This window comes from Paenibacillus andongensis (assembly GCF_025369935.1).
Taxonomy (GTDB): Bacteria; Bacillota; Bacilli; order Paenibacillales; family NBRC-103111; genus Paenibacillus_E; species Paenibacillus_E andongensis.
This window is the reverse complement of record NZ_CP104467.1, coordinates 174,549-195,000: the sequence shown is the minus strand read 5'-3', so window position 1 is coordinate 195,000 and position 20,452 is coordinate 174,549. Positions and strand designations below refer to the sequence as shown.

General features: G+C 48.6%; 14 protein-coding genes (1 of these 14 running past the window's edge). 1 reads left to right on the top strand and 13 read right to left on the bottom strand.

Annotation, left to right across the window (positions count from 1 at the left end; translation table 11 throughout):
* The 13 genes from NYR53_RS00870 to NYR53_RS00810 all read right to left on the bottom strand — a co-directional run.
* On the bottom strand, positions 1-430 hold the start of the coding sequence (locus NYR53_RS00870) for a DUF1835 domain-containing protein (RefSeq protein WP_261303535.1). It extends 581 nt beyond the left edge of the window; the window shows 430 of its 1,011 coding nt (coding positions 1-430); it begins with the start codon at positions 428-430; its stop codon lies beyond the left edge, outside the window.
* A 23-nt stretch (positions 431-453) separates the two neighbouring features.
* Entirely contained in the window at positions 454-2,475 is a 2,022-nt protein-coding gene (gene ligA, locus NYR53_RS00865) for an NAD-dependent DNA ligase LigA (protein WP_261303534.1), read from the bottom strand.
* A gap of 54 nt (positions 2,476-2,529) precedes the next feature.
* A complete protein-coding gene (gene pcrA, locus NYR53_RS00860) occupies positions 2,530-4,890 on the bottom strand; it encodes a DNA helicase PcrA (RefSeq protein ID WP_261303533.1) in 2,361 nt (786 codons plus the stop codon).
* Positions 4,891-4,893: 3 nt separating this feature from the next.
* The gene (pcrB, locus tag NYR53_RS00855; RefSeq protein WP_261303532.1) at positions 4,894-5,589 is read right to left on the bottom strand and encodes a heptaprenylglyceryl phosphate synthase; all 696 of its coding nucleotides are present in this window, start codon (positions 5,587-5,589) and stop codon (positions 4,894-4,896) included.
* 180 nt (positions 5,590-5,769) lie between these two features.
* On the bottom strand, positions 5,770-6,243 hold the full coding sequence (locus tag NYR53_RS00850; RefSeq protein WP_261303531.1) for a DUF6130 family protein: 474 nt from the start codon (positions 6,241-6,243) through the stop codon (positions 5,770-5,772).
* 196 nt (positions 6,244-6,439) lie between these two features.
* Complete coding sequence (locus NYR53_RS00845) at positions 6,440-7,258, bottom strand: spore coat protein (protein ID WP_261303530.1); 819 nt, start codon at positions 7,256-7,258, stop codon at positions 6,440-6,442.
* A 29-nt stretch (positions 7,259-7,287) separates the two neighbouring features.
* Positions 7,288-7,512 (bottom strand): hypothetical protein, encoded by a 225-nt coding sequence (locus NYR53_RS00840; RefSeq protein WP_261303529.1) that lies wholly within the window; start codon positions 7,510-7,512, stop codon positions 7,288-7,290.
* A 201-nt stretch (positions 7,513-7,713) separates the two neighbouring features.
* Positions 7,714-8,646: a DUF4340 domain-containing protein gene (locus tag NYR53_RS00835; protein WP_261303528.1), complete on the bottom strand. Its 933-nt coding sequence runs from the start codon at positions 8,644-8,646 to the stop codon at positions 7,714-7,716.
* Positions 8,643-10,031: a GldG family protein gene (locus NYR53_RS00830; protein WP_261303527.1), complete on the bottom strand. Its 1,389-nt coding sequence runs from the start codon at positions 10,029-10,031 to the stop codon at positions 8,643-8,645. The genes NYR53_RS00835 and NYR53_RS00830 overlap by 4 nt, the downstream gene beginning before the upstream one ends.
* A 5-nt stretch (positions 10,032-10,036) precedes the next feature.
* Positions 10,037-10,753, bottom strand: coding sequence for an ABC transporter permease subunit (locus NYR53_RS00825; protein WP_171640019.1), 717 nt, complete (start codon positions 10,751-10,753; stop codon positions 10,037-10,039).
* Positions 10,746-11,819: an ABC transporter ATP-binding protein gene (locus NYR53_RS00820; RefSeq protein ID WP_261303526.1), complete on the bottom strand. Its 1,074-nt coding sequence runs from the start codon at positions 11,817-11,819 to the stop codon at positions 10,746-10,748. Before NYR53_RS00820 ends, NYR53_RS00825 begins: the two co-directional genes overlap by 8 nt.
* Positions 11,820-12,052: 233 nt before the next feature.
* On the bottom strand, positions 12,053-14,200 hold the full coding sequence (locus NYR53_RS00815) for a coiled-coil domain-containing protein (RefSeq protein WP_261303525.1): 2,148 nt from the start codon (positions 14,198-14,200) through the stop codon (positions 12,053-12,055).
* Positions 14,201-14,389: 189 nt separating this feature from the next.
* Entirely contained in the window at positions 14,390-16,933 is a 2,544-nt protein-coding gene (locus tag NYR53_RS00810; RefSeq protein ID WP_261303524.1) for a U32 family peptidase, read from the bottom strand.
* Between the two features lie 248 nt (positions 16,934-17,181).
* On the opposite strand from NYR53_RS00810, the gene NYR53_RS00805 reads away from it, so the two are divergent.
* A complete protein-coding gene (locus NYR53_RS00805) occupies positions 17,182-20,421 on the top strand; it encodes an FG-GAP repeat domain-containing protein (protein ID WP_261303523.1) in 3,240 nt (1,079 codons plus the stop codon).
* Positions 20,422-20,452 lie beyond the last annotated feature (31 nt).

Below are 20,452 nucleotides of genomic sequence, written 5' to 3'. Positions count from 1 at the left end.
TAATTTGATCGACGTTTAATTGTCCTAATCCATAAAAGAACTCAACGCCAGGGAATTGATTGATACTTAACAAAGCTAGTTTAAAGGATCGATTAGGGAGAACGAATAATCTCGATAGCAAATAACAAAGCATTAATTGGTCATATAGATCATGCTCAAACCACAGGACAATTTCGTCTACATGCTCCGCGAGCTTATCCAACGCATTCTCCTGCTGTGTGGTAGTGGACTTGAACATTCCCTGAGGGATGCCATGCTGGCGATTCATATAAGCCGCCCTCATAAACAAAAGGACTCTATCAGACATCTGCATGCCGATAGGTCCTTCGTACAGTGACTCGCGCCACACCAATATATCTCCATCAATACCCGAAGCACGCAGCTTATCTCCAAAAGCGTCTCCATTCACGATATGAAGTGTATTTGGCATGGCACTGTCCCCTTATTTATGATTTAGCCTTCACCTAATAGCTGCAAAAGCTCCTGTTCATCCTCAATGATCCGAATGCCAAGCTCTTGCGCTTTTGTCAGCTTGCTGCCGGCGCTTTCCCCTGCGATCACGATGTCCGTTTTCTTAGAAACACTTCCGGTAATCTTAGCTCCTAACGCTTCCAGCTTCTTGGCACATTCGTCACGCCCCATTGTTGAAAGCGTACCTGTAAGAACGATGGTTTTCCCGAAAAATGGATTGTCTGGGCTAGCCAATACAACCGCCGGCTCCTCGGCAATTGGGTTGACACCTGCAGCGAGCATACGCTCAATGCTGGAAACCATCACAGGGTCACGGAAGAATGAATAAATACTCTCAGCTACTATTCCACCTACATCCGGAAGCCCGATTAGCTCCTCAGGCGTAGCCGCCATAATCTTCGGTAAGCTGCGATAGTAGTCTGCCAGCACCTTGGTCGTGGTTTTACCCGAGTTAGGAATGCCTAAGGCATAGAGGAACGAAGCTAGATCGCGCGATTTGCTTTTTTCTAGAGCATCAAGCAGGTTGCGGGCCTTCTTCTCGCCAAAGCGATCGAGCTTGACGAGATCCTCGAATTGTAGGGTGTACAGATCCGCAGGATCGCGGACATCCAGCTCTTGATGCAGCTGTGAAGCGGTCATTTCGCTGAAAAATTCAATATCCATCGCATCGCGCGAAGCAAAATGCGCCATACGTCCAACCAGCTGCGGACTGCAGCCAAGGCGGTTCAAGCAGAACAGATGCGCGCCGCGCATCTCCAGCTCACTGCCGCAGGAAGGACAATGCGTCGGAGCTACAATCTCCTCGCCGTCATTCTCCTCGGTTACTTTACCTAGAATCTCAGGAATGACGTCATTGGAGCGACGGATGTAGACGAGGCTGCCTAAGGCGTGCTTGAGGTTTTTACGCTCGATGTCGCCAACATTGTTGAGCGTACAGTTCTGTACGGTTACGCCAGCGAGATCCACGGCTTCAACGCGGGCTAAAGGTGTGATTTTGCCAGTGCGGCCAACTTCCCAAGATACACTTTGCAGGATTGTTGTCGCTTCTTCGGCTTCGAACTTATAAGCAATCGCCCAGCGCGGAAATTTCTCGGTGTAGCCGAGCACTTCTCTTGTCCGCATGTCCGTAATCTTGATGACACTTCCGTCAATTAGAAAATCAAAGCCAAGGCGCTCTTCGGCAATCTGATCCAGCTCTGCGCTCACTTCTTCAATCGTGCTGAAATACCGTGTGCGATTGCTCACTTTAAAGTGGTTGTCACGAAGAAACTGAACCATATCGAAATGATTATCGAATTGGATACCGTCAGAGTAACCCACATTATAGAAGAAAGCGTTCAGCTTACGCTCTGCCGTCACTTTGGGATTGAGATTGCGCAGTGCTCCGGCTGCTGCGTTACGGGCATTTTTGAGCGGATCCGTTGCTGTCTGGTTGTACGCTTCAAGCACAGAGAGGAACATCATGCCCTCGCCTTGTACTTCAATGGTTCCGTCCTTGTACGGGATTTCCAGCGGGATGGATTTGATCGTCTTGATTTGGGCTAAAATGCCCTCACCCACCGTACCATTTCCTCGCGTGGAGGCTTGAACAAGCTCTCCTTGCTTGTATGTAAGGTTCAATGTGAGCCCGTCGAACTTCAATTCCACCACATACGTTGGGTCTGGTAATGGGTTCTCTGGATTCTTGCTGTTGTAATCTGCAATTAACTTAAGCACACGCGTGTGCCAAGTCTGCAGGTCTTCGGCATTTTGTGCTTTGTCCAAGCTCCAAAGCCTGGACAGATGCTTGTGCGGATCAAAACCTTTGAGAATGTCGCCGCCCACGCGCTGGGTTGGAGAAGAAGGCAGGGTAATCCCTGTCTCCTTCTCTAGCGCGGTCAATTTATTGTATAAAGCATCCCACTCGGCATCGGAAATCGCCGGTTGATCCAGTGTGTAGTAGTTATGGTTGTGTTTGTTGATTTCTTGGATGAGGGTTTTCATTGCCGCGATGGCATCTGTCATTACGGGCTCTTCCTCTCTAAATGGTCTAATTGGCGGTAAGTTGTAGTGCGGCTCCTATTGTTTCGTAATAGGAGCGAACTTGGCGAGCAGGCGCTTCAAGCCAACAGGCGCCGGGAAAGCAATTTGCAGCTCGGTGTCGTCACCCGAGCCTTTCACGGACACGACGGTGCCGATGCCCCACTTGCCATGCGACACTTTGTCGCTGGCTTTGTAGTCCGGCACCGCGCCGCCTGCGGCAGGCTGCGGAGCCCGGAACGGCAGCGGCTTCGCCGCAGCTGCAGGGCTCGGCGCAGCCGCGTTAGAAGCAGGCCGTCCGAACGAGGACGGCGTGCCCCAAGCGGACGAGCCGGCGGAGCCGCGACCCGCTTGTGAGGCAGTGGCGCTGCTGCCACTGCTGCTGCCCCACGAGCTGGAGCTAGTGCGGCCAGCTCGCGAGAAGCCTCCGCCGATGGAGCCGCCCATCGAGACGTTCTCCAGGAGTTCCTTCGGAATCTCCTGAAGGAATCTCGATGGCGCGTTCGCGGCGGTGCGGCCGAAGAGCGTGCGCATACGAGCGCACGTGAGGAAAAGCTCTTGCTCGGCGCGCGTGATGCCGACATAGGCCAAACGGCGCTCCTCTTCAAGCTCTTCGTTATCGGCGAAAGCACGGCTGTGCGGGAAGACGCCTTCTTCCATCCCGATGATGAAGACAACCGGGAACTCTAGACCTTTGGCGCTGTGCATCGTCATGAGCACAACGGCGTCCTGTTCCTCCTCGCTTTTTTCTTTATCCAGCGTATCGATATCGGCGATAAGCGCCAAATCGGTCAGGAACGAAATGAGTGACTTGTCCTCGTTACGTTTCTCGAAGTCCATCGTCACAGACAGGAACTCCTCGATATTTTCGAGACGAGCTTTGGATTCAATCGTATTCTCACGCTGCATCTCCAGACGGTACTGCGACATCTCCAGTATTTTCTCCGTCAGTTCAGTTACAGATAAGTATTCAACCATTCGGTTCAGGTTATCAATCATTTCGCGGAAATCAGTTAGAGCGTGCTTAGCCTTCGACGTGATCTCGAGTGAATCGACTTCCTCCAGCATGGCATATAAGGAAATGCCTCTTCGTCCCGCCATTTCGGCCACTCTGTCCATCGAGGTGTCACCAATGCCCCGCTTCGGCACGTTTACGATCCGGCTCAAGCTGATATCATCGTCCGGATTGGAGATCAGGCGCAGATACGCCAAAATATCTTTGATCTCTTTCCGATCGTAGAACTTTACGCCGCCAACGATGGTGTATGGGATATCGGATTTAATAAGAATTTCCTCAATCACCCGAGATTGGGCGTTCGTCCGGTACAGGATAGCGTGATGACCGAACTTTTTACCATTGGACTTATTCTTATTAATTTCACTCGTAACGAAATAGCCTTCTTCATGCTCGGAATCAGCTTGATACAGCTTAATTTTTACGCCGCCCTCTTTATCCGTCCATAAGTTTTTGGGCTTACGGCCTGTATTATTGGCGATGACCTTATTGGCAGCCTGCAAAATATTAGAAGTGGAGCGATAATTTTGCTCCAAAAGAATAGCAGTGGCATTCGGATAATCTTTTTCAAAATTAAGGATATTCGAAATGTCAGCTCCACGCCAACGGTAAATGGACTGGTCACTATCTCCCACAACGCAAATGCGCTGATGTTTGGCTGCAATCATTTGACACAGCATATACTGCGCCCGGTTCGTATCCTGATACTCATCGACATGAATATATTGAAATTTATTTTGATAAAACTCCAGAACCTCTGGAACTTCATTAAACAAATGAATGGTTGCCATAATTAAGTCATCGAAATCGAGGGAGTTGTTGCTTCTAAGCTTCTTCTGATAAAGCGTATAAATTTTGGAGGTCAATCCGTCGAAGTAGTCACCGATTTTATCTTCAAATTGTTTAGGAGAGATGAGTTCATTTTTGGCTGTAGAAATAGCCGCTTGAAAGGCCTTAGGTTCGTACTTCTTGGTATCAATGTTCAGTTCTTTGCAGCACGTTTTGATAACGGATAACTGATCACCGGAATCTAGAATGGTAAAATTCGAGGTAAAACCGATGCGTGAAATGTCTCTGCGCAGCATGCGTACACACATCGAGTGAAACGTGGAAACCCATATATCGCTCCCACTGCCGCCGACCAGCTTGCCGACACGATCCTGCATCTCACGTGCCGCTTTATTCGTAAATGTAAGGGCTAAAATGCTCCATGGTGCCGCTCGGCGCGTGCCGATCAAGTAAGCAATACGATGCGTTAGCACTCGTGTCTTCCCGCTTCCCGCTCCAGCCATAATCAGAAGTGGGCCGTCGACAGCTTCGACTGCTTTGCGCTGCTCGGGATTCAACCTTTTTATCGCATCTAAAATATTGACTGTCTCGTTCATAAGTTACCTTCCTGTTCTATCAAAGTTCACGGTCTGAAGCGCCTGCTCCAGATCACTATAAATAATGTTGCCGACGACAATGGTATCTGCGACCTCCGCTGCTTGCTGCGCTTTATCTAGGCTGTCAATGCCGCCGCCATAGAATAACCGGGCATTCTCCAGCACTTGTCGCGTCCGACGTACCAGCTCCATATCTCCAAACACACCACTATATTCCAAGTAAACAATCGACATGTGAAAAAGCTTGTCCGCCATGCGTGCGTATGCCGCAACATCTTTGGCATCCAAGTTCGTACGAGCCGATGTTAATTGCGCAGCTGTAGCTTCGCTATTTAGAATGATATAGCCTTCGGCAATAATTTCGTCCCAATTGAGCATAGACCCATATTCCTTCAACGCCTCGTGATGCTGCCCAACGATCCATTTCGGATCATCCGCATTCAGCACAATCGGGATTAGGAATAAATCAAACCCTGGAACGATGGCCTCTTGATTCGATATCTCAAGCACACAGGGCACCTCATACTGACGAATCCGCGATAGAAGATCTACCGTGTTATCAAAAGTTACCCCCGTTGAGCCACCCACCATGATCGCATCCGTCCCAGACTGGCATAGCCGATCGAGGGCTTCATCTGAAATGTCCCGATCGGGGTCAAGCTTAAATACATGCTTCCACTTACGTATATCGACGATCAATTGTTTCCCTCCGATTAGGCGGCAATACTGCCATACTATCAACAGTCTATGCTACGTATTCAGGTGTGTCAAATGACAAAAGACGGGCTAAGCGCCCGCCTTTTCAAGGAATATGTACGTATTGTTATCTGATCTGCGTCAACGCTTGATTTCCGACTAAATACGCACAAATGTTCCCAATTATTTCACTTCAATATTAAGAATTTTCTCTACATTGAGATCCTTATGATCATTTTGCTGAAGCTCGAGTCTGATCTCATGTTTACCAGCAGCTAAATTGGTCAACGTTAACGGACCCGTTTTGCCAATCATGGCTTTCTGCTTACCATCCACGTACAAATGCAAATGTCCTTCACCCTGTACAGCCTTCTGATCCATATGATCCGCTATCTGGAAATTACTTGTCTGATACGTGATCGTAACATTCCTGCCCTCTACTTTATAATCGGCATCGATAGCTGGCTTGCCGATGGAGGTCACCGTCTTCACACTGCTTTCCGTCTTCCCTTGGGTCACTGTCGTTGCTACCTTGGTGTCCTTCAAGCCTGCTGCGCCGCTACTAGCAACTTCTTGTTTGGAACCACATGCTGTTGTTAATGCTCCTAGTACAATTAAAGTAGCTGTGCCGTAAATCCACGTTTTTCTCATCAGCATTTGCACCCTTCTCCCATAAGTTTGGACATCCTATGTTCCTTATATATGAGTGACAAGCTGGTTCCATACCATGATTATGAGAAAAGTGGGACAAAATAAATAAAACTTATTTGGAGCAATCGGATGTTTGATAAAAAAAAGACGCCCTTTAGCTGGAAGCTAGGACGTCTTGTTTATTGAGGGAGAAACTACCGAATTAGAAGCTGTATTTACTGCCCTCATGTTGTTTACCGAGATAAGTGCTCTCTCCTGCCGTCGAGGTATGGGAACCTGTTTGACTGCGGGAAGCGCTGGTGGAACTTGCTGATTTGCTAGTTATGCCAGCATTTTCAGATGCGCTGTAACCGGATGATGCGGCATAACCCTGCGATTGACCATAGCCGGTTTGTCCATAATTCTGATCTTGATAATTTTGTCCTTGCTGGTTGCTAATATAGGCTTGCTGTTGACTTGTCTGATTGGGTGAAGACTGTGTATGGGTTGAATAGCCTTGCCCTTGAGTATTGTGCACCGCATTAGGATATTGGGAGGCACTGATCATGGGTTGGATAGGTGCCTGTGTTTGATATAAAGCCGCAATCTGGTTCTGTTGTTGACTCTGCGGCTGATATTGTTGCTGTTGCTGCTGAGCGAAAGTCATCTGGTCTTGCTGCTGGTAGCTCGCCGTGCTGGTTTGACTCAAATTTTGTTGTACAAAGGACTGCAGCTGAACTGCGGTCTGGCTTTGTTTCTGCAGCTCTTGCTGAATTTGCTGCTGAGGAGCAGCTTGAATCTCATATTGGCCAAGCTTCTGAATTTCCTGAAATACGGCAGCTTGATCCTGCAGTGTCTTTTGCAATAGAGACTGGAAGGTCTGCCTAAGCTGTGGATTAGAGGCCTCCAAAGCGGCAGTTGTATATTCACGAGCACTGCGTTTCAACTCGGAAAGGACAAAGTTCGCGAAGTCCTCGTCTTTTAATTGTGCTTGTATCTGGTGAGACTGCTGCTGTTGTTGATACGGGTTTTGCTGATACATATCTTCTTGCACCTCCTATTATGTACGAATTAATGGGTAATGCCTGATTGCTGCTGTAGGGTGTTGATGAGGACGTTAATGTTTTGCAGACGCTCCTGAGAAAGATGAGACAAGGTTTGTTTCAAGGATTGACTTTGGCTGTTCACCGCACCTTGTACACAAAGCTTCGCTAGCAGCTCCTCATTTTTTAGCGTATCGGCTACATACAAAAGCTCTTTGCCCGAAATTTGTTGGTTCCCTTGATTGCTATACATGTGAATCTTACCTCCTTTCTATTCCTTTTTTGTAGGTTTCCCAAAATATTCCGTTTTATGTGCTATTGGAAAAAAAAGTTAAACAAAATTTGAAAAACTAGGTCCCGAACTACTGCAGCTAAAATGAAGAAAAAGAACAAGAACAAAAACCAAAGAAAAACTGCCCCCACAGCACAATAGCTGTAGAGAGCAGTTTTCTTGTTAAGAGGCGGGCTGAGCCGGCTTACCGGCATAGGCATCCGTCAATTTCTGTATGTCCGCGGCTGTAAGCGGGTACGCCCACTGTCCGCCTTGCTTCGAGAGCCAGACCTGATCTTGGCTTAGCTTGCCTTCATAGATCTCGGTGACCTCTTTGCCATCAACAGACAACCCAAGCTCTATTTTGAGCTCACCGCCCGCAGTTGGCTTCTGAGCCGCTGGCTGTGGAAGATCAACGCTATGCAGGAAGTTCAGCTCATTCAGCAGCGGAGTGGCCTCCGCGCCTTTTAGCTCTTTATCACCAAGCTTCCAGTTTGCCTCAGCAGCTACCTTGTCTTTATCCGTTTTGGCAAGCGTAAAAGTCTGGCCTTTCCATGTCAGTTTTACGCTTTGCACCTTGTCGCTTTCGAATTGGACTGGGCTAGCATCAGCGAAGTCTACCGGTTCTTTGCTGATGGCAGAGAGCGACTGATCGCTCACCTGATACACGGCAGGAGATCCTTCCACCTGAACATAGGAGAAGCCTTCGATGGGAAGAGCTGTACCGACCAGCAGCCCTTTCTTCGAGCCGTCTTTTAACGTAACTTCGTAAGTTCCTACAGGCTTATCTAGTCCATAGGTGGATAAATTACTTGCCTGATCTTCAACTACTTTCGTTGATGTCACCAAACCTAGGGCGTCCAACCACGAACCCACTTGACTCGTATTGATCGGCGCTGGTGCCGGGGTTTTCATCTCCCAACCGCTACCATTTCGAGCTAGCTCGATCTGCTCTTCCTCTTTTTTCACATGAATGGACTGTACGTCTTCTTGCTTGAGTGTGATGAGCGATTTCGGTTCATCTTTTTTCTCTTGAAAGAAGTCTTTGCTCGATGCGTACCAAAAACCGCCGATGCAAATAACGACTAACAGAATCGTAGGAATAAACCGTTTCATCCTCGTCTCCTCCTCCACCAAATCAAGCCGCCAATCACTAGGAACAAGAGCGGTAAGAACACGATCGTTACGAGGAAAATCGTATTCGCTTGGCTAGGCGTAATCATCGCTTGCTGGAACGCATCCCCTTGACGCGGACGGATCGTGATCTGATCCTTCTGTTCCTGCAGCCAGCCAATACTGTTCAAAGCAAAATCCTTGTTGCCTTGATTCTGAATATCTTCATCTAGTACAAACGTAGATCCCCCAAGAATGACAGCTTTAGGCTTGTTATCCTTATTCGAAATCGCGTAGCCAAGGTTGAGCGGTCCTTTGACATCTGTCGCATCCTGCTTGGTTTTGGATTGTGCTAGAAGGTTGATATCTGTTTCCCCGTAAGCTTTATCTGTTGTTTTCAATAGCAGAGACTGGGTATAGTCTGGTGCACTGCCATCCGTATTCAAACTTACAGCCAGCGACAACATCGTAACCAAATTATTGCTGGACAGCTTGTTGGTAATGTCATGGGGACCATACTCCGGAATAATCGTCAGCGGATCATAGAGCGACGTTTGTTTCGGTTCAATCGCAATCGCATGTTGATCCTGAATGCCGTACGTTTTCATGATCGCATCGATGTTTTTCCACTTAGTCGCCATATCTTTATTGAAGCCTAATGCCATATAAATCTTGCCTTTATCCTTCAAATAAGCTTCAATTAGCGCTGCTTCTTTATCATTGAGGTCATTTTGCGGACCAAGCAGCATAAGCATCTGCGCATCGTCCGGTATTTTACCCTCAACGAACAGATTAAGGTCCTTCACGACATAATTAGCGGCTTCCAAACTGCTTTTCAAAATGGTCATGGCATTCTGAGGATATTCCTGATGACCGGAAAGCAGATAAACCGTGTGCTTCTCTGTAGACGTGAGGCTCTTAATGGCTTGGGTAAACTTTTCTTCCCCTGAGAACGTGTAAGAACCATCTTGTTGACCGGCAAACAATTCATAGAAATTGATATTCTGCTTTTTAGAACCCATTTCAAAAATAATGGTTCCGCCTTGATCGACACCATACTGCTTGGCCATCGAAGGCTGTTTCAGCATATCGTACTCATCATACGTAATCTTACCGCTTTGCTTCTTATATTCGGTCACCATATCAGTGACTTGACGGGTCACAAAACCGTTGTTGTCCCCACTATTCGTAAAGGCAACGATGTGAATATCTTGATTTAAGTTTTTGAGTGTGGCAACTGTTTGCTCGGAGAGCGTAAAGCTCTTATTTTTCGTCAAATCGACCTGAAAGCCTTTCAGCGAATGAAGGAAGATCGTCAGTATAATGAAAATGCCGATAACGGCGATCGATAAAACAGTCGCATTAGTTCCCCGTATCCACTTATTCATCCCGCTCACCTCCAACGCTTTCTTTCAAGGACTTGTATGCAAAGAACCAGGAACACAGCTGTTAATGTGATATAAAAGAGGATGTCTCCGCCGTGCAGGACGCCCTTTTGCAAGTTCGTCAGATGGCTCGTCAATGAGAATTGAGCGACGTAATCCTTCAGCTTGCCTGTCATGCTGCCGCTTACCCAATCAAGCAGCCACAGCAAAAGCAAGATAACAAAGCCTGATATACCGGCAACCATCTGATTGTTGGACAAGCTGGAAGCGAACAAGCCAATGGCCATCATCGCGCAGCCTAATAGGAACATGCTTAGATAGGACAGCCACATAACAGGCTTATCCAGCGTTCCGAAGGCAGACATGATGAGCGGGTAAATTAAGCTGATCCCCACTAGTCCCACTTGTACAATAAAAGCAGACAAATATTTACCCAGCACGATTTCACCAATGCCTGCAGGTGAAGTCAGCAACAGCTCATCTGTCCCTTGACGGAACTCATCTGCGATGAGACGCATCGTCAATAGCGGGATGATAAAGAGATACACGAATGTGGTGTTACCAACAACGGAACGCGCATCCACAATCGGCGGCTGGCCGTTAACGAAGTTGATGTAGAAGAAGAAGCTCGATAGCAGCACATAGAAAGCGAATGCCACGTAAGCAACCGGCGAAAAGAAATACATTTGCAGCTCTTTCGAGCAAATGGCCCAGATTCTACGCATCGGCATCTACCTCCTCCTTCGGAGTGCTGTCGGCTTCAACAGGTTCATCCGTCGTCAGCTTGAGGAAGATATCCTCTAGGCTGAGGCTTTCCCGCTTCATCTCAAGGATCGGGTAGCCGGCACCGGCTAAGCGGAAAAACAGCGCTTCGCGGATATCGGAGCGATCCGCCGAGGTTACGAGCAGCTTCACGGTTTCGGCTGATACTGGCTCAGAGATCGCCGCTTCCACAACTGCATTGTCACTGTTGAACACATCCTGCGCAGCAGGCGCAGCGATAGCTGCAGCGTCGCTTGGCGCGTCGACTTCTTTCACCGCTGCGACCGCCTCTAGGCTGCGCAGCTCGGTCAAGATCCGCTCGCGAGGTCCCTTGACCTCGAGCGACACCTCGAACGTCTCGCCCATCGTGCGGCCGAGATGCTCAGGGCGCTCGTCGAGAACGACGCGGCCTTGGTTAATAATGAGAACGCGGTTGCAAATCGCGTTAATTTCCGGGAGAATGTGCGTGCTCAGCAGCACTGTATGGTTCTCCCCCAGCTCATGAATCAGCTGGCGAATCTCGATGATCTGCTTCGGATCAAGGCCGGACGTAGGCTCGTCCAGGATAAGCAGATCCGGTTGGTGCAGAATCGCTTGCGCGAGGCCCAAGCGCTGCTTGTAGCCCTTAGACAAGGAGCGAATAATTTGCTTCTCGCGGCCTTGAAGACCTAGCTTGTCGATTGCTTCGCCGACACGCAGCTTCTGTTCTCGTGCAGGCACATCGCGAAGATTTGCGATGAATCGCAAATAAGCTTGCACTGTCATCTCGGGATAGAGAGGCGGCGTTTCGGGTAAGTAGCCGATTTTGCGGCGTGCTTTCTTCGGGTTATCCGCCATGGAGTGACCATCCACCCATATTTGACCATGCGTAGGGTTCAAATAACCCGTAATCATGCGCATCGTCGTTGTTTTGCCGGCACCGTTTGGTCCTAAAAAGCCGACGATTTCGCCGCGCTGCATCGAGAAGTCGATGTTGTGTACGCCGCGATCATTTTCGTACAGCTTGCTGACTTGTTTGACCTCAAGCATCCAAGATCCCCCATTTCTACTCGTTCATATAACCATCATCACTATACCCGTGGAACAATAAACCAACCTTAAGCAAATCTGAAAAATAGATTAAAAAATTGTGTCTAAATTGTGAACGAATGAGTGTGGAAGAGGATGGTAGGAGGCTGTATCGTCGATTGCTAGATAGCAAGCTGAAATGTTTGTATAAATAATAGAACTCCCTAGCTGTTAGGGAGTTCTAAAGGATAAGCCTAAAAACCTAACATTCTAGAGATCTTTTCAAGTAGTCGTTGCTGTGATGTCAATTGTTCAGATATGTCATCATAGCGTTTGTTTAGTGATTCTGCCGTAGCCAGCATGTCACTTCGGATTTCTTGTTTCAACTCTTCACTTACCTTTTGCGTGTGAAGATGAATCAAATTGCGCAGTTCCGTTACTTCCTCAGATACAGTGTCATAGCGTTGGTTCAGTAACTCCGTTGTAGCAGTTAGCACTTCACCTTCAGGATCACGGTCCGATGCGTCAGTTACTGTTTGTTGTACGCTTTGGATCGCATGCTGCAGCCCTGATACTTCTGAAGAAACACCCTCAAATTGTCTGTTCAGTAATTCAATTGCGGAAAAAACATCACTTCGGATTTCTTGTTTCAACAATTCGCTTGCCTTTTGCATATGAAGATGAATCCCATTCTGCAGGTTTTTTACATCCATAGAAACGCCTTCATAGCGTTGGTTCAGCAACTCCGCCGTGGCAGTAAGTATTTCACCTTTGAGATCTCGATCCGAAGTTTCAGTTACCGTTTGTTGTACGCTTTGGACCGCATGCTGCAATCCTGTTACTTCTGTAGAAACACCCTCAATTTGTCTTTTCAGCCATTCAATTGTGGAAACAACCTCACTTTTGATGTCTTGTTCAAACACCTCTGCCACCTTTTGAGTGAGAATCGCGATCACGTTCCGCAGCTCCGTTACTTCTTCAGATACGGTATCATAACGTTTATCTAGCAATTCTGCCGTAGCATTTATTTCACTCCGGATGTCTTGTTCAAACTTTTCACTTATCTTTTGCGTCTGGAGATGAATCTCATTACGCAGTTTTTTTACATCCTCCGAAACGCCTTCAAAGCGTTGGTTCAGTAACTCCGTTGCAGCAGTAAGCACTTCACCTTTGAGATCACGATCCGATGCTTCAGTTACCTGTTGCTGTACGTTTTGGATCGCATGCTGCAACCCTGATACTTCTGTAGAAACACCCTCAATTTGTGTGTTCAGCAACTCAATTGTGGAAACAACCTCACTTCTGATGTCTTGTTTCAGCACCTCAGCTACCTTTTGAGTGAGAATCTTGATCACGTTCCGCAGCCTCGTTACTTCTTCGGATACGGTATCATAACGTTTATCTAGCGATTCTGCCGTAGCATTTATTTCACTCCGGATTTCTTGTTCCAGCATTTTACTTATCTTTTGCGTGTGAAGATGAATCTCGTTACGCAGGTTTTTTACATCCTTCGAAACGCCTTCATTGCGTTGATTCAGCAACTCCGTTGTGGCCGTAAGTATTTCACCTTTAAGATCTTGCTCCGAAACTTCGGTTACCTTTTGCTGCACGGATTGGATCACATTCTTCTGCCCTATTACCTCTACAGATATACCCTCAATTTGTCTGTACAGTAATTCTAAAGTGGCAGCAACTTCATTTTTAATGTCTTGTTCGAACAAATTAGTTACATGTTGAGTGAGAATCTGAATCACGTTCCGCAGTTCCGTTACTTCTTCAGAAACGCCCGAAACTTCGTTCACTTTTTGCTTGAGCGCATGGATGATGTTGCTAAGTTCCGTGACTTCATTACTTAATTGAACGAACTGAGAGTTTGAATGATCCATCATAGATGACAAAAGCCTGCCACCTGCTATAGATGATATACCAGCCTTTTGATTCAGGTCGTCGATAGGGTCCTTTAAATGCCTTGGCGATTTATTCGCTTCAATCTTTCGCGTGAGGAGCTGTACCATGTTACTTAATTCCATGGTTTCTTTACTTAATTGCAAACTGGAGTTATTCATAACTGGAGGTAGGATTGTGTTGTCTACGGAAGGAGGTAAATTGGAGCTAGGAACAATAGTGGGTGTAGGAGGTAAAGGCTTTTCTTCATTGAGTGCAATAATTGACTTCTGACGCATTTCCTGTAAATGTTCTTTTATAAATTTAGGCGGTTTATTGGTATCGCTCATCTTGGCAATGATCTCAAAAATTTCGATGGCTTCTTCTGTGTACCTTAGGAATCCGCCAACAGCTTTAGTCGGAAGAAATTCGCGAAAATAATTTGACCATTCCGTTACAACAGCTCGCGTTTTTCCGATTTTACCAGCGATCTCGGTCAACTTATATGTCCTTTTCATCGTAATCCATCGTCATCCTTTCTTCTTATGTCCGTTAGGCTTAGGCATTAGCTGTAACATATTATTCAGGACATCATACAAATGACAATAAATGAACAAAACAATTGAGACCCCGCTTTCCTTTTCTTCCAGAAAACAACAAACCCAGTACCTAATAGGCACTGGGCTGTTTTCCATACAATAGAACCTCTACTTCACCAACTGACCGCGAGTAACACCTAATTGATTCGTCGCCTTCAATGAACGCCATACTTGCGTACCGCTAATCTCTCCATCAATCGCGCGACGGTACAAGTCAAGAATTTCACGCACTTTGTCTGGCGTTTCTTCAAGGAACTCAACACGGAAGGAGCGAATCCCCAGATCCATGAAATGACTCAAGTACTCGGCACCAGACTGATCCACCGCGTTATACACCGTATTGCGACAGCCTTCATCGACACGCACCGGGTGAGACATACCGACACGATCTTGCAAAGAAACGCTGTGATCCTCACAAGGACGGCCACAGTTTGTAAAGTCAGTGCCCTCGCTCAGGAACGTACAGTACACGCAGTGCTCCGTATGGAACATCGGCATGTGCTGATGGATAACAACCTCAAGCTTCGAGGTTTCAGCACGACGAAGCAAATCGACCATTTGCTGAATGTTCAAATCGTACGAAGGCGTAATCTTCGAGAGACCCGCTTCTAGGAACAAGGCAGCTGTTTTGTGGTTGGCCACATTGAGCGAGAAATCCCCGATTAACTGCGGTTTCGGCGCGTCCGGATTTTCCAACCGATGCTTCAAGAAAAAGTAGGCTGCGCCCGTATTGCGGATCAATACTGCATCGGGATTAAGCTTTAATATATGGTTAAAATAGCCCGTTTCCCCTGGCATGTGAATACGCGGTGTCACCAAGGCGATCCGACGCCCGGCTGCACGAACGGCTTCCACGGCCGCAGGGAACTGCTTAATAAATTCGAAATCCGCGTAAATAAACTCGATATCGGTTGTTTCAAGCACGGCCTTCACCTGATCCAAGTTACGGCAAAGTGCCGTAAGCTCCACAGCCTTGCGTTCCGCTAGGGAAAGCGCAGGAGCAGCGGCGGTGACTGCAGACTCAGCAGCTGGCTGAAGCACATCGTCATACACGCCGATTTCACGCTTCATGTAAGTGCGCGGCTTCTGCCGCTCGTCTTCCATCAGCTCCACAGCCATGCGGCGCATGCTGTTAAGCTCACGCATCGGCACGATCAGTTCACCAGTCAGCTGCACATCCAGCTGACTGAGCTCATAAATCGTGCCGCCAAGGCGTCCGAACTGCTCCGTAAAGAGCTGTTCGTCCATCGGTCTTTTCTCCGCGCGAACCAGCGGAAGCTCGGATTGTACGAAGACGGTATGTCCGCCTTGCACATCCGTCCACCAGCTTTTGAGCGGCTCGCCCTCTACGCCGCTTACCTTCACGCTTACCGGGAATGTCCGGTAAGGCTTATCGGTCTCGAACGTCTGGCGCAGGCGCTTGTCCAGCTGTGGATCATTCGTCTTCCAGATGCGGTCGCCGACATGCAGACGGCCGAGCTCCACATCGTTACGTCCCATAACGATCTCGATGAGTCCGCCCTCGGCTTCGCCTTCGAGCTTCTCTCCCTTGCGGCGCAAATCGTAGATGCGCCCGCCTTCTTCCTTCTTCGTCGGATCCCCGGCATCGAAAACAAGCCCGTCACCGCGCTTGAGCGGCGCCTCCAGCTCACAGATTACGCCATCGCGCAAAATCTGCTTGATGCGGCCCACGAACACCCCACGGCTCTTCGGAAACGTGCCGTCTACGAGCTGCTTATTGTTGGTTCCATTCAAGAAACCAACCGTAAATCCACGCGAGAAGCTTTGCTGAAGCTCACGTACCTCTTCTTTGGTTGGACGAGCGTCCTCCCCATTGAAATAACGGTCAATCGCACGGCGGTACTTGCTCACGACATTGGCCACATATTCAGGGGTCTTCAAACGACCTTCAATTTTGAAAGAGCGTACGCCGGCTTCAATAAGCTCCGGCACGATCTCTATCGCTGCCAAATCCTTTGGCGACAGCAAATAGGTTACGTCGCCCATCGGCTTTTGCACGCCATCGACCATCAGATCATACGGCAAGCGGCAGGCTTGTGCGCATTCTCCGCGGTTGGCGGAACGCCCGCCCCACATTTCAGAAGTCAGACACTGACCGGAATAAGATACGCAAAGCGCACCATGCACGAATACTTCCATCGGAAGCTTCGCTTGATCGCCGATTTGTTTGATCTGCTTCAAGTTATTTTCGCGTCCTAACACAACGCGTTCAATATCGAACGGCTTCGTAAATTCAACCGCCTCAGGCGATGTAATCGTCATCTGTGTGGATCCGTGAATCGGGAAATCCGGGGAGATTTGGCGAATCATTTTAACCAAACCAAGATCCTGTACAATGACCGCATCCACACCGGCGTCCACACAGGCATCTATCAATTGCTTCGCATCATTCAATTCTTCCTCAAACACGAGGATGTTGAAGGTCAGGAAGCCTTTCACCCCATATAGATGAAGAAACGACATAATATCCGGCAGTTCAGCCATCGTAAAGTTATGCGCACGTGCTCTAGCATTAAATTTCTCCACACCAAAAAACACGGCATCCGCCCCATTGGCAACAGCCGCTCTCAAACAATCCCAATCCCCCGCAGGGGCCAACAATTCTATATCTTCTCTGCGTATCGTACGCATGGCAGCAAATCCTTTCAATAATAGATCCTCGGGTCATCCTCAAAGTCTTCTCTTTAGTGTAACAGAAAGGATAGGTAGGAATCTAGGGCGGGGGGTAATTACAAACTTAGCCAATATCCGACAGTCACAGCTGATTGCCAAACGTTTCCTCACTTAACAGAAACCCTTTATAAGTTAACAAAGCTTCCTATGAATGCTATAATGGCAAGGATAGTGACCTTTTTAGTAATTGAGGGATCCCATTGGTTTTGTCGAAAATTCGTGTTTTAAAATTCGTTATTGGACTAGGCCTTGGTCTCTTATTTGTATTAGGCTTACTTTTATTTTTGCCAAAAGTAGATGAAACCAAGCTCCTCTATGCGACGAGCGGGGATCTTTATGATGCGGCAGCCTATGGGAATTTTCAGCAAACCTTGCAAGCGGGCTTTCACATTGACAAACAAAACCTGCCTTCCTTATCAACGAGCCAGCTTCGTAAGTACAATGCAATCTATTTGGATCCTGCCCTTGCGCAAGATGCCGGGTGGGCGGAACAAGTTTCGAAACTCGTAACATTCGTGAAGCAGGGCGGACATTTATTGTTGGAAAATGAGTTTGCTGACCGATTTCCGCTGGATTTTCTTGGAGCTGCCAGAATTGTTGATTTAAAAAAGATACCACTGAACAATTTTGGCTCGCCTTTCTTATCTGGGGATTCACTGTCTCTCAGCTACCCGCAGGTGCCAGTTAATCTTGAGGGCATTCAACAAACCTTTCAATTATTTACGCAAAGCTATCTTAAGCATCATAAAATGGACGATCTACCTGGCTTTAACCTCGGATTCGGTTTCGATCCCTCCACAGGTCAAACGATTGTGGCCATGAATAATCCAGTGGAGTCGAAAATGCCCGTTTCGCTAGTTATGCAAAACCGCGTTGGAAAAGGCGCCGTGCTGATCAGCAGCAATTTCCTGCCGAACCGGTACTTCCAAACTGGCTACGACATGATGAGCGGGATGGATCCGAAGCTAGGCTTCTCCCAACTGGCCACCAAGTACCAAGATGACATGAAACGAGTTCCGGGAACGACTTATTTCAATAGAAAAACGTTGCCGATTGAGCCTTACTTTAACTTTGCTTTTGCTGCCGCGAACATGCAGTACCGCAGTGAGCAGCTGGCTTATGTATCGAAAGAAACACTTGGTTACAGTGTGCGGAAAGTCCTCGGTCCCTATGGGCGGCCCGCGATGGCTTTTCAGAATCATTTTGAGGCGATGCCGGCCATTGGTCAAAAGGACGGCATAGCTTGGGCGGAGAAGCTGAAGGAATATAACGAGATTCCCTCGTTTACACTTGTGCGGAACGCCTTTTACTGGGGGCAATGGCGCGAGAGCGTGACAGTGCAGCTCAACACAGGAACGAACGCGAAGCCGACGTTCTATGGTGAGCTGCCTGGCTCGGGCTACGCGAGCGGGCTGCACGTGATGGCTGCCGGCAAGCCCCTGCGGCAGGCTTTGTTTCCGCAGTATCGCGATCTGTCGAGCGCGATTGAGCTGCCTTACCGCGCGTACCCGACGGCCGCGGATATGAACGGCGACGGCCGCACGGACCTCGTGGTCGGCAGCTCGGACGGATTCGTGTATGTGTACACGAATCAAGGCGTTGACGCGGCGGCCTACACGAGTGAGCCGCCGCCTGAGGGCTTGGCGCTGCCGGACACGTTCGGCGCGCCGGTAAAGCTGCTGCTGGAGTCCGGCGAGCCGCTCCAGCTTGGCTCTTACAGTGCCGTTCACGCCGCAGACGTGAACGGGGATGGCCGCACGGACCTCGTCGTGTCCGACGAGTCCGGGGCGGTACGGCTTCTGCCGCAGCTTGCTAGCGGCAGGTTCGCGAAGCCCGCGGCGATGCTCGCGGGCGGGAAGGCGCTGCAGCTGCCCGGAGGGCCTGCAGCGCCGTTCGTCGCCGACGTCGATGGCGACGGCAAGCTTGACCTTGTCCTAGGCGGAGCCGATGGACAAGTGCGGCTCTACAAGGGCCGCAGCGCAGCGGGCCTGCTACTCGACCAAGCCAGCGTGATCATCACGCTGCCTAATAAAGCCACGCACGCCGCACCATCCGTGCGTGACATCAATGGCGACGGCCGACTCGATATCGTGGTCGGCAGCAGTGATGGGGACCTACAGGTGTATCTCCATAGCGCTGATGGCGCTTGGGCGGATGCGGGTCCCCTACAGGGCACAACCCTGAACCAAGTCGGCGATCACGCCTTGGTTGCCGGCCACTACTCCGTCCCGCTTTGGATAGATCTTAATCACGACGGCAAAGACGACTTGGTCGTTGGCGGTATCGAATTCGGGTCCCCCATTTCGATTGACGACCCGCAGTTTCCTTATCAAGCGGAGCTCCAGGAGTTCATCCAATACGCGCGTGACAATCATTTACAAATCGATCCGCACGTGTTTGTGCATAATTTCAAAAGTACTGAAGAGGAACGCACCGAGCTTTCCCTTCACAAGAAAGCTTTCGATAAGCTTGGTATCCCTTGGCTGCATGTTGGAACGAACCAACACACGTGGCGCATCAATAACATTGACCACCAGCAAACACTGGTGAATGAACAGCAGCAAGGATTATGGTACAATTTCGGATTCTTAGCGCCCGATTCGCCCGTCATTCCACGTCCGGAAGAGATTTGGTCGCTTCCCTTTCTATTACAGGATAAACAAGGGAGTATGGATCATACGATGCTGATTCATACACCGACGCCGGTACTGCGGACAGGAGACTACGCGACAACGGATGTTTTCGAATCAATGGTTAAATTGGACATGCCGATTGATTATTTCGAGCACATCGAGTACCATTTTCCCGTACCATCTAAAGTTGCTGATTTAACCGAATTCGCCGACTACTTTAATAAGCTTCGTACGAAGCATGATTATAATTTTATGACCGAAACACAGATGGCGAAGTCATTCCTAACCGCTATGAAAAGCGAAGTTCGTATCAGTCAGTCATGGGCCTCTTATTTATGGGACAAGCTGAAAGATCGATTATCTGGCGGCAGTCCACACTTTCATGCCACTTTGACACCCAATACCGACAAGGTGCCAAGCTTGGCTGATGAGTATTCTTCAACACTGGGAGTCGTCATCGATAAGGGAGATAAGCTAGCCCAATACTCTCTCCAAAGTGATTCGGATATTTACACGACGATTGACAACCGATTCTACCTAGGTTTGGCTAAGCCATCCTCCATCGGTATTGGAGCAAACAAGGAAAAGTTCCACGTTGTGCGTTCTAATGTCCCTTTTGAGCTGACACAGCAAAGAAACACACATCAATTAGCCCTGAAATCAGCAGGTCTGCAGCAAGTGAAAGTATTCAGTCCTACGGAGCTGCTCTTCAACGGATCATCCGAGGTCAAGATTGAGCATGACGCCCAAGCCCATATGTACACCATCACCCGCTACGGTGATTTGACGACACTCTCGTTTACCGCAAAATGAACTATCGTTCCTTTACCACTTTTAAATTAAC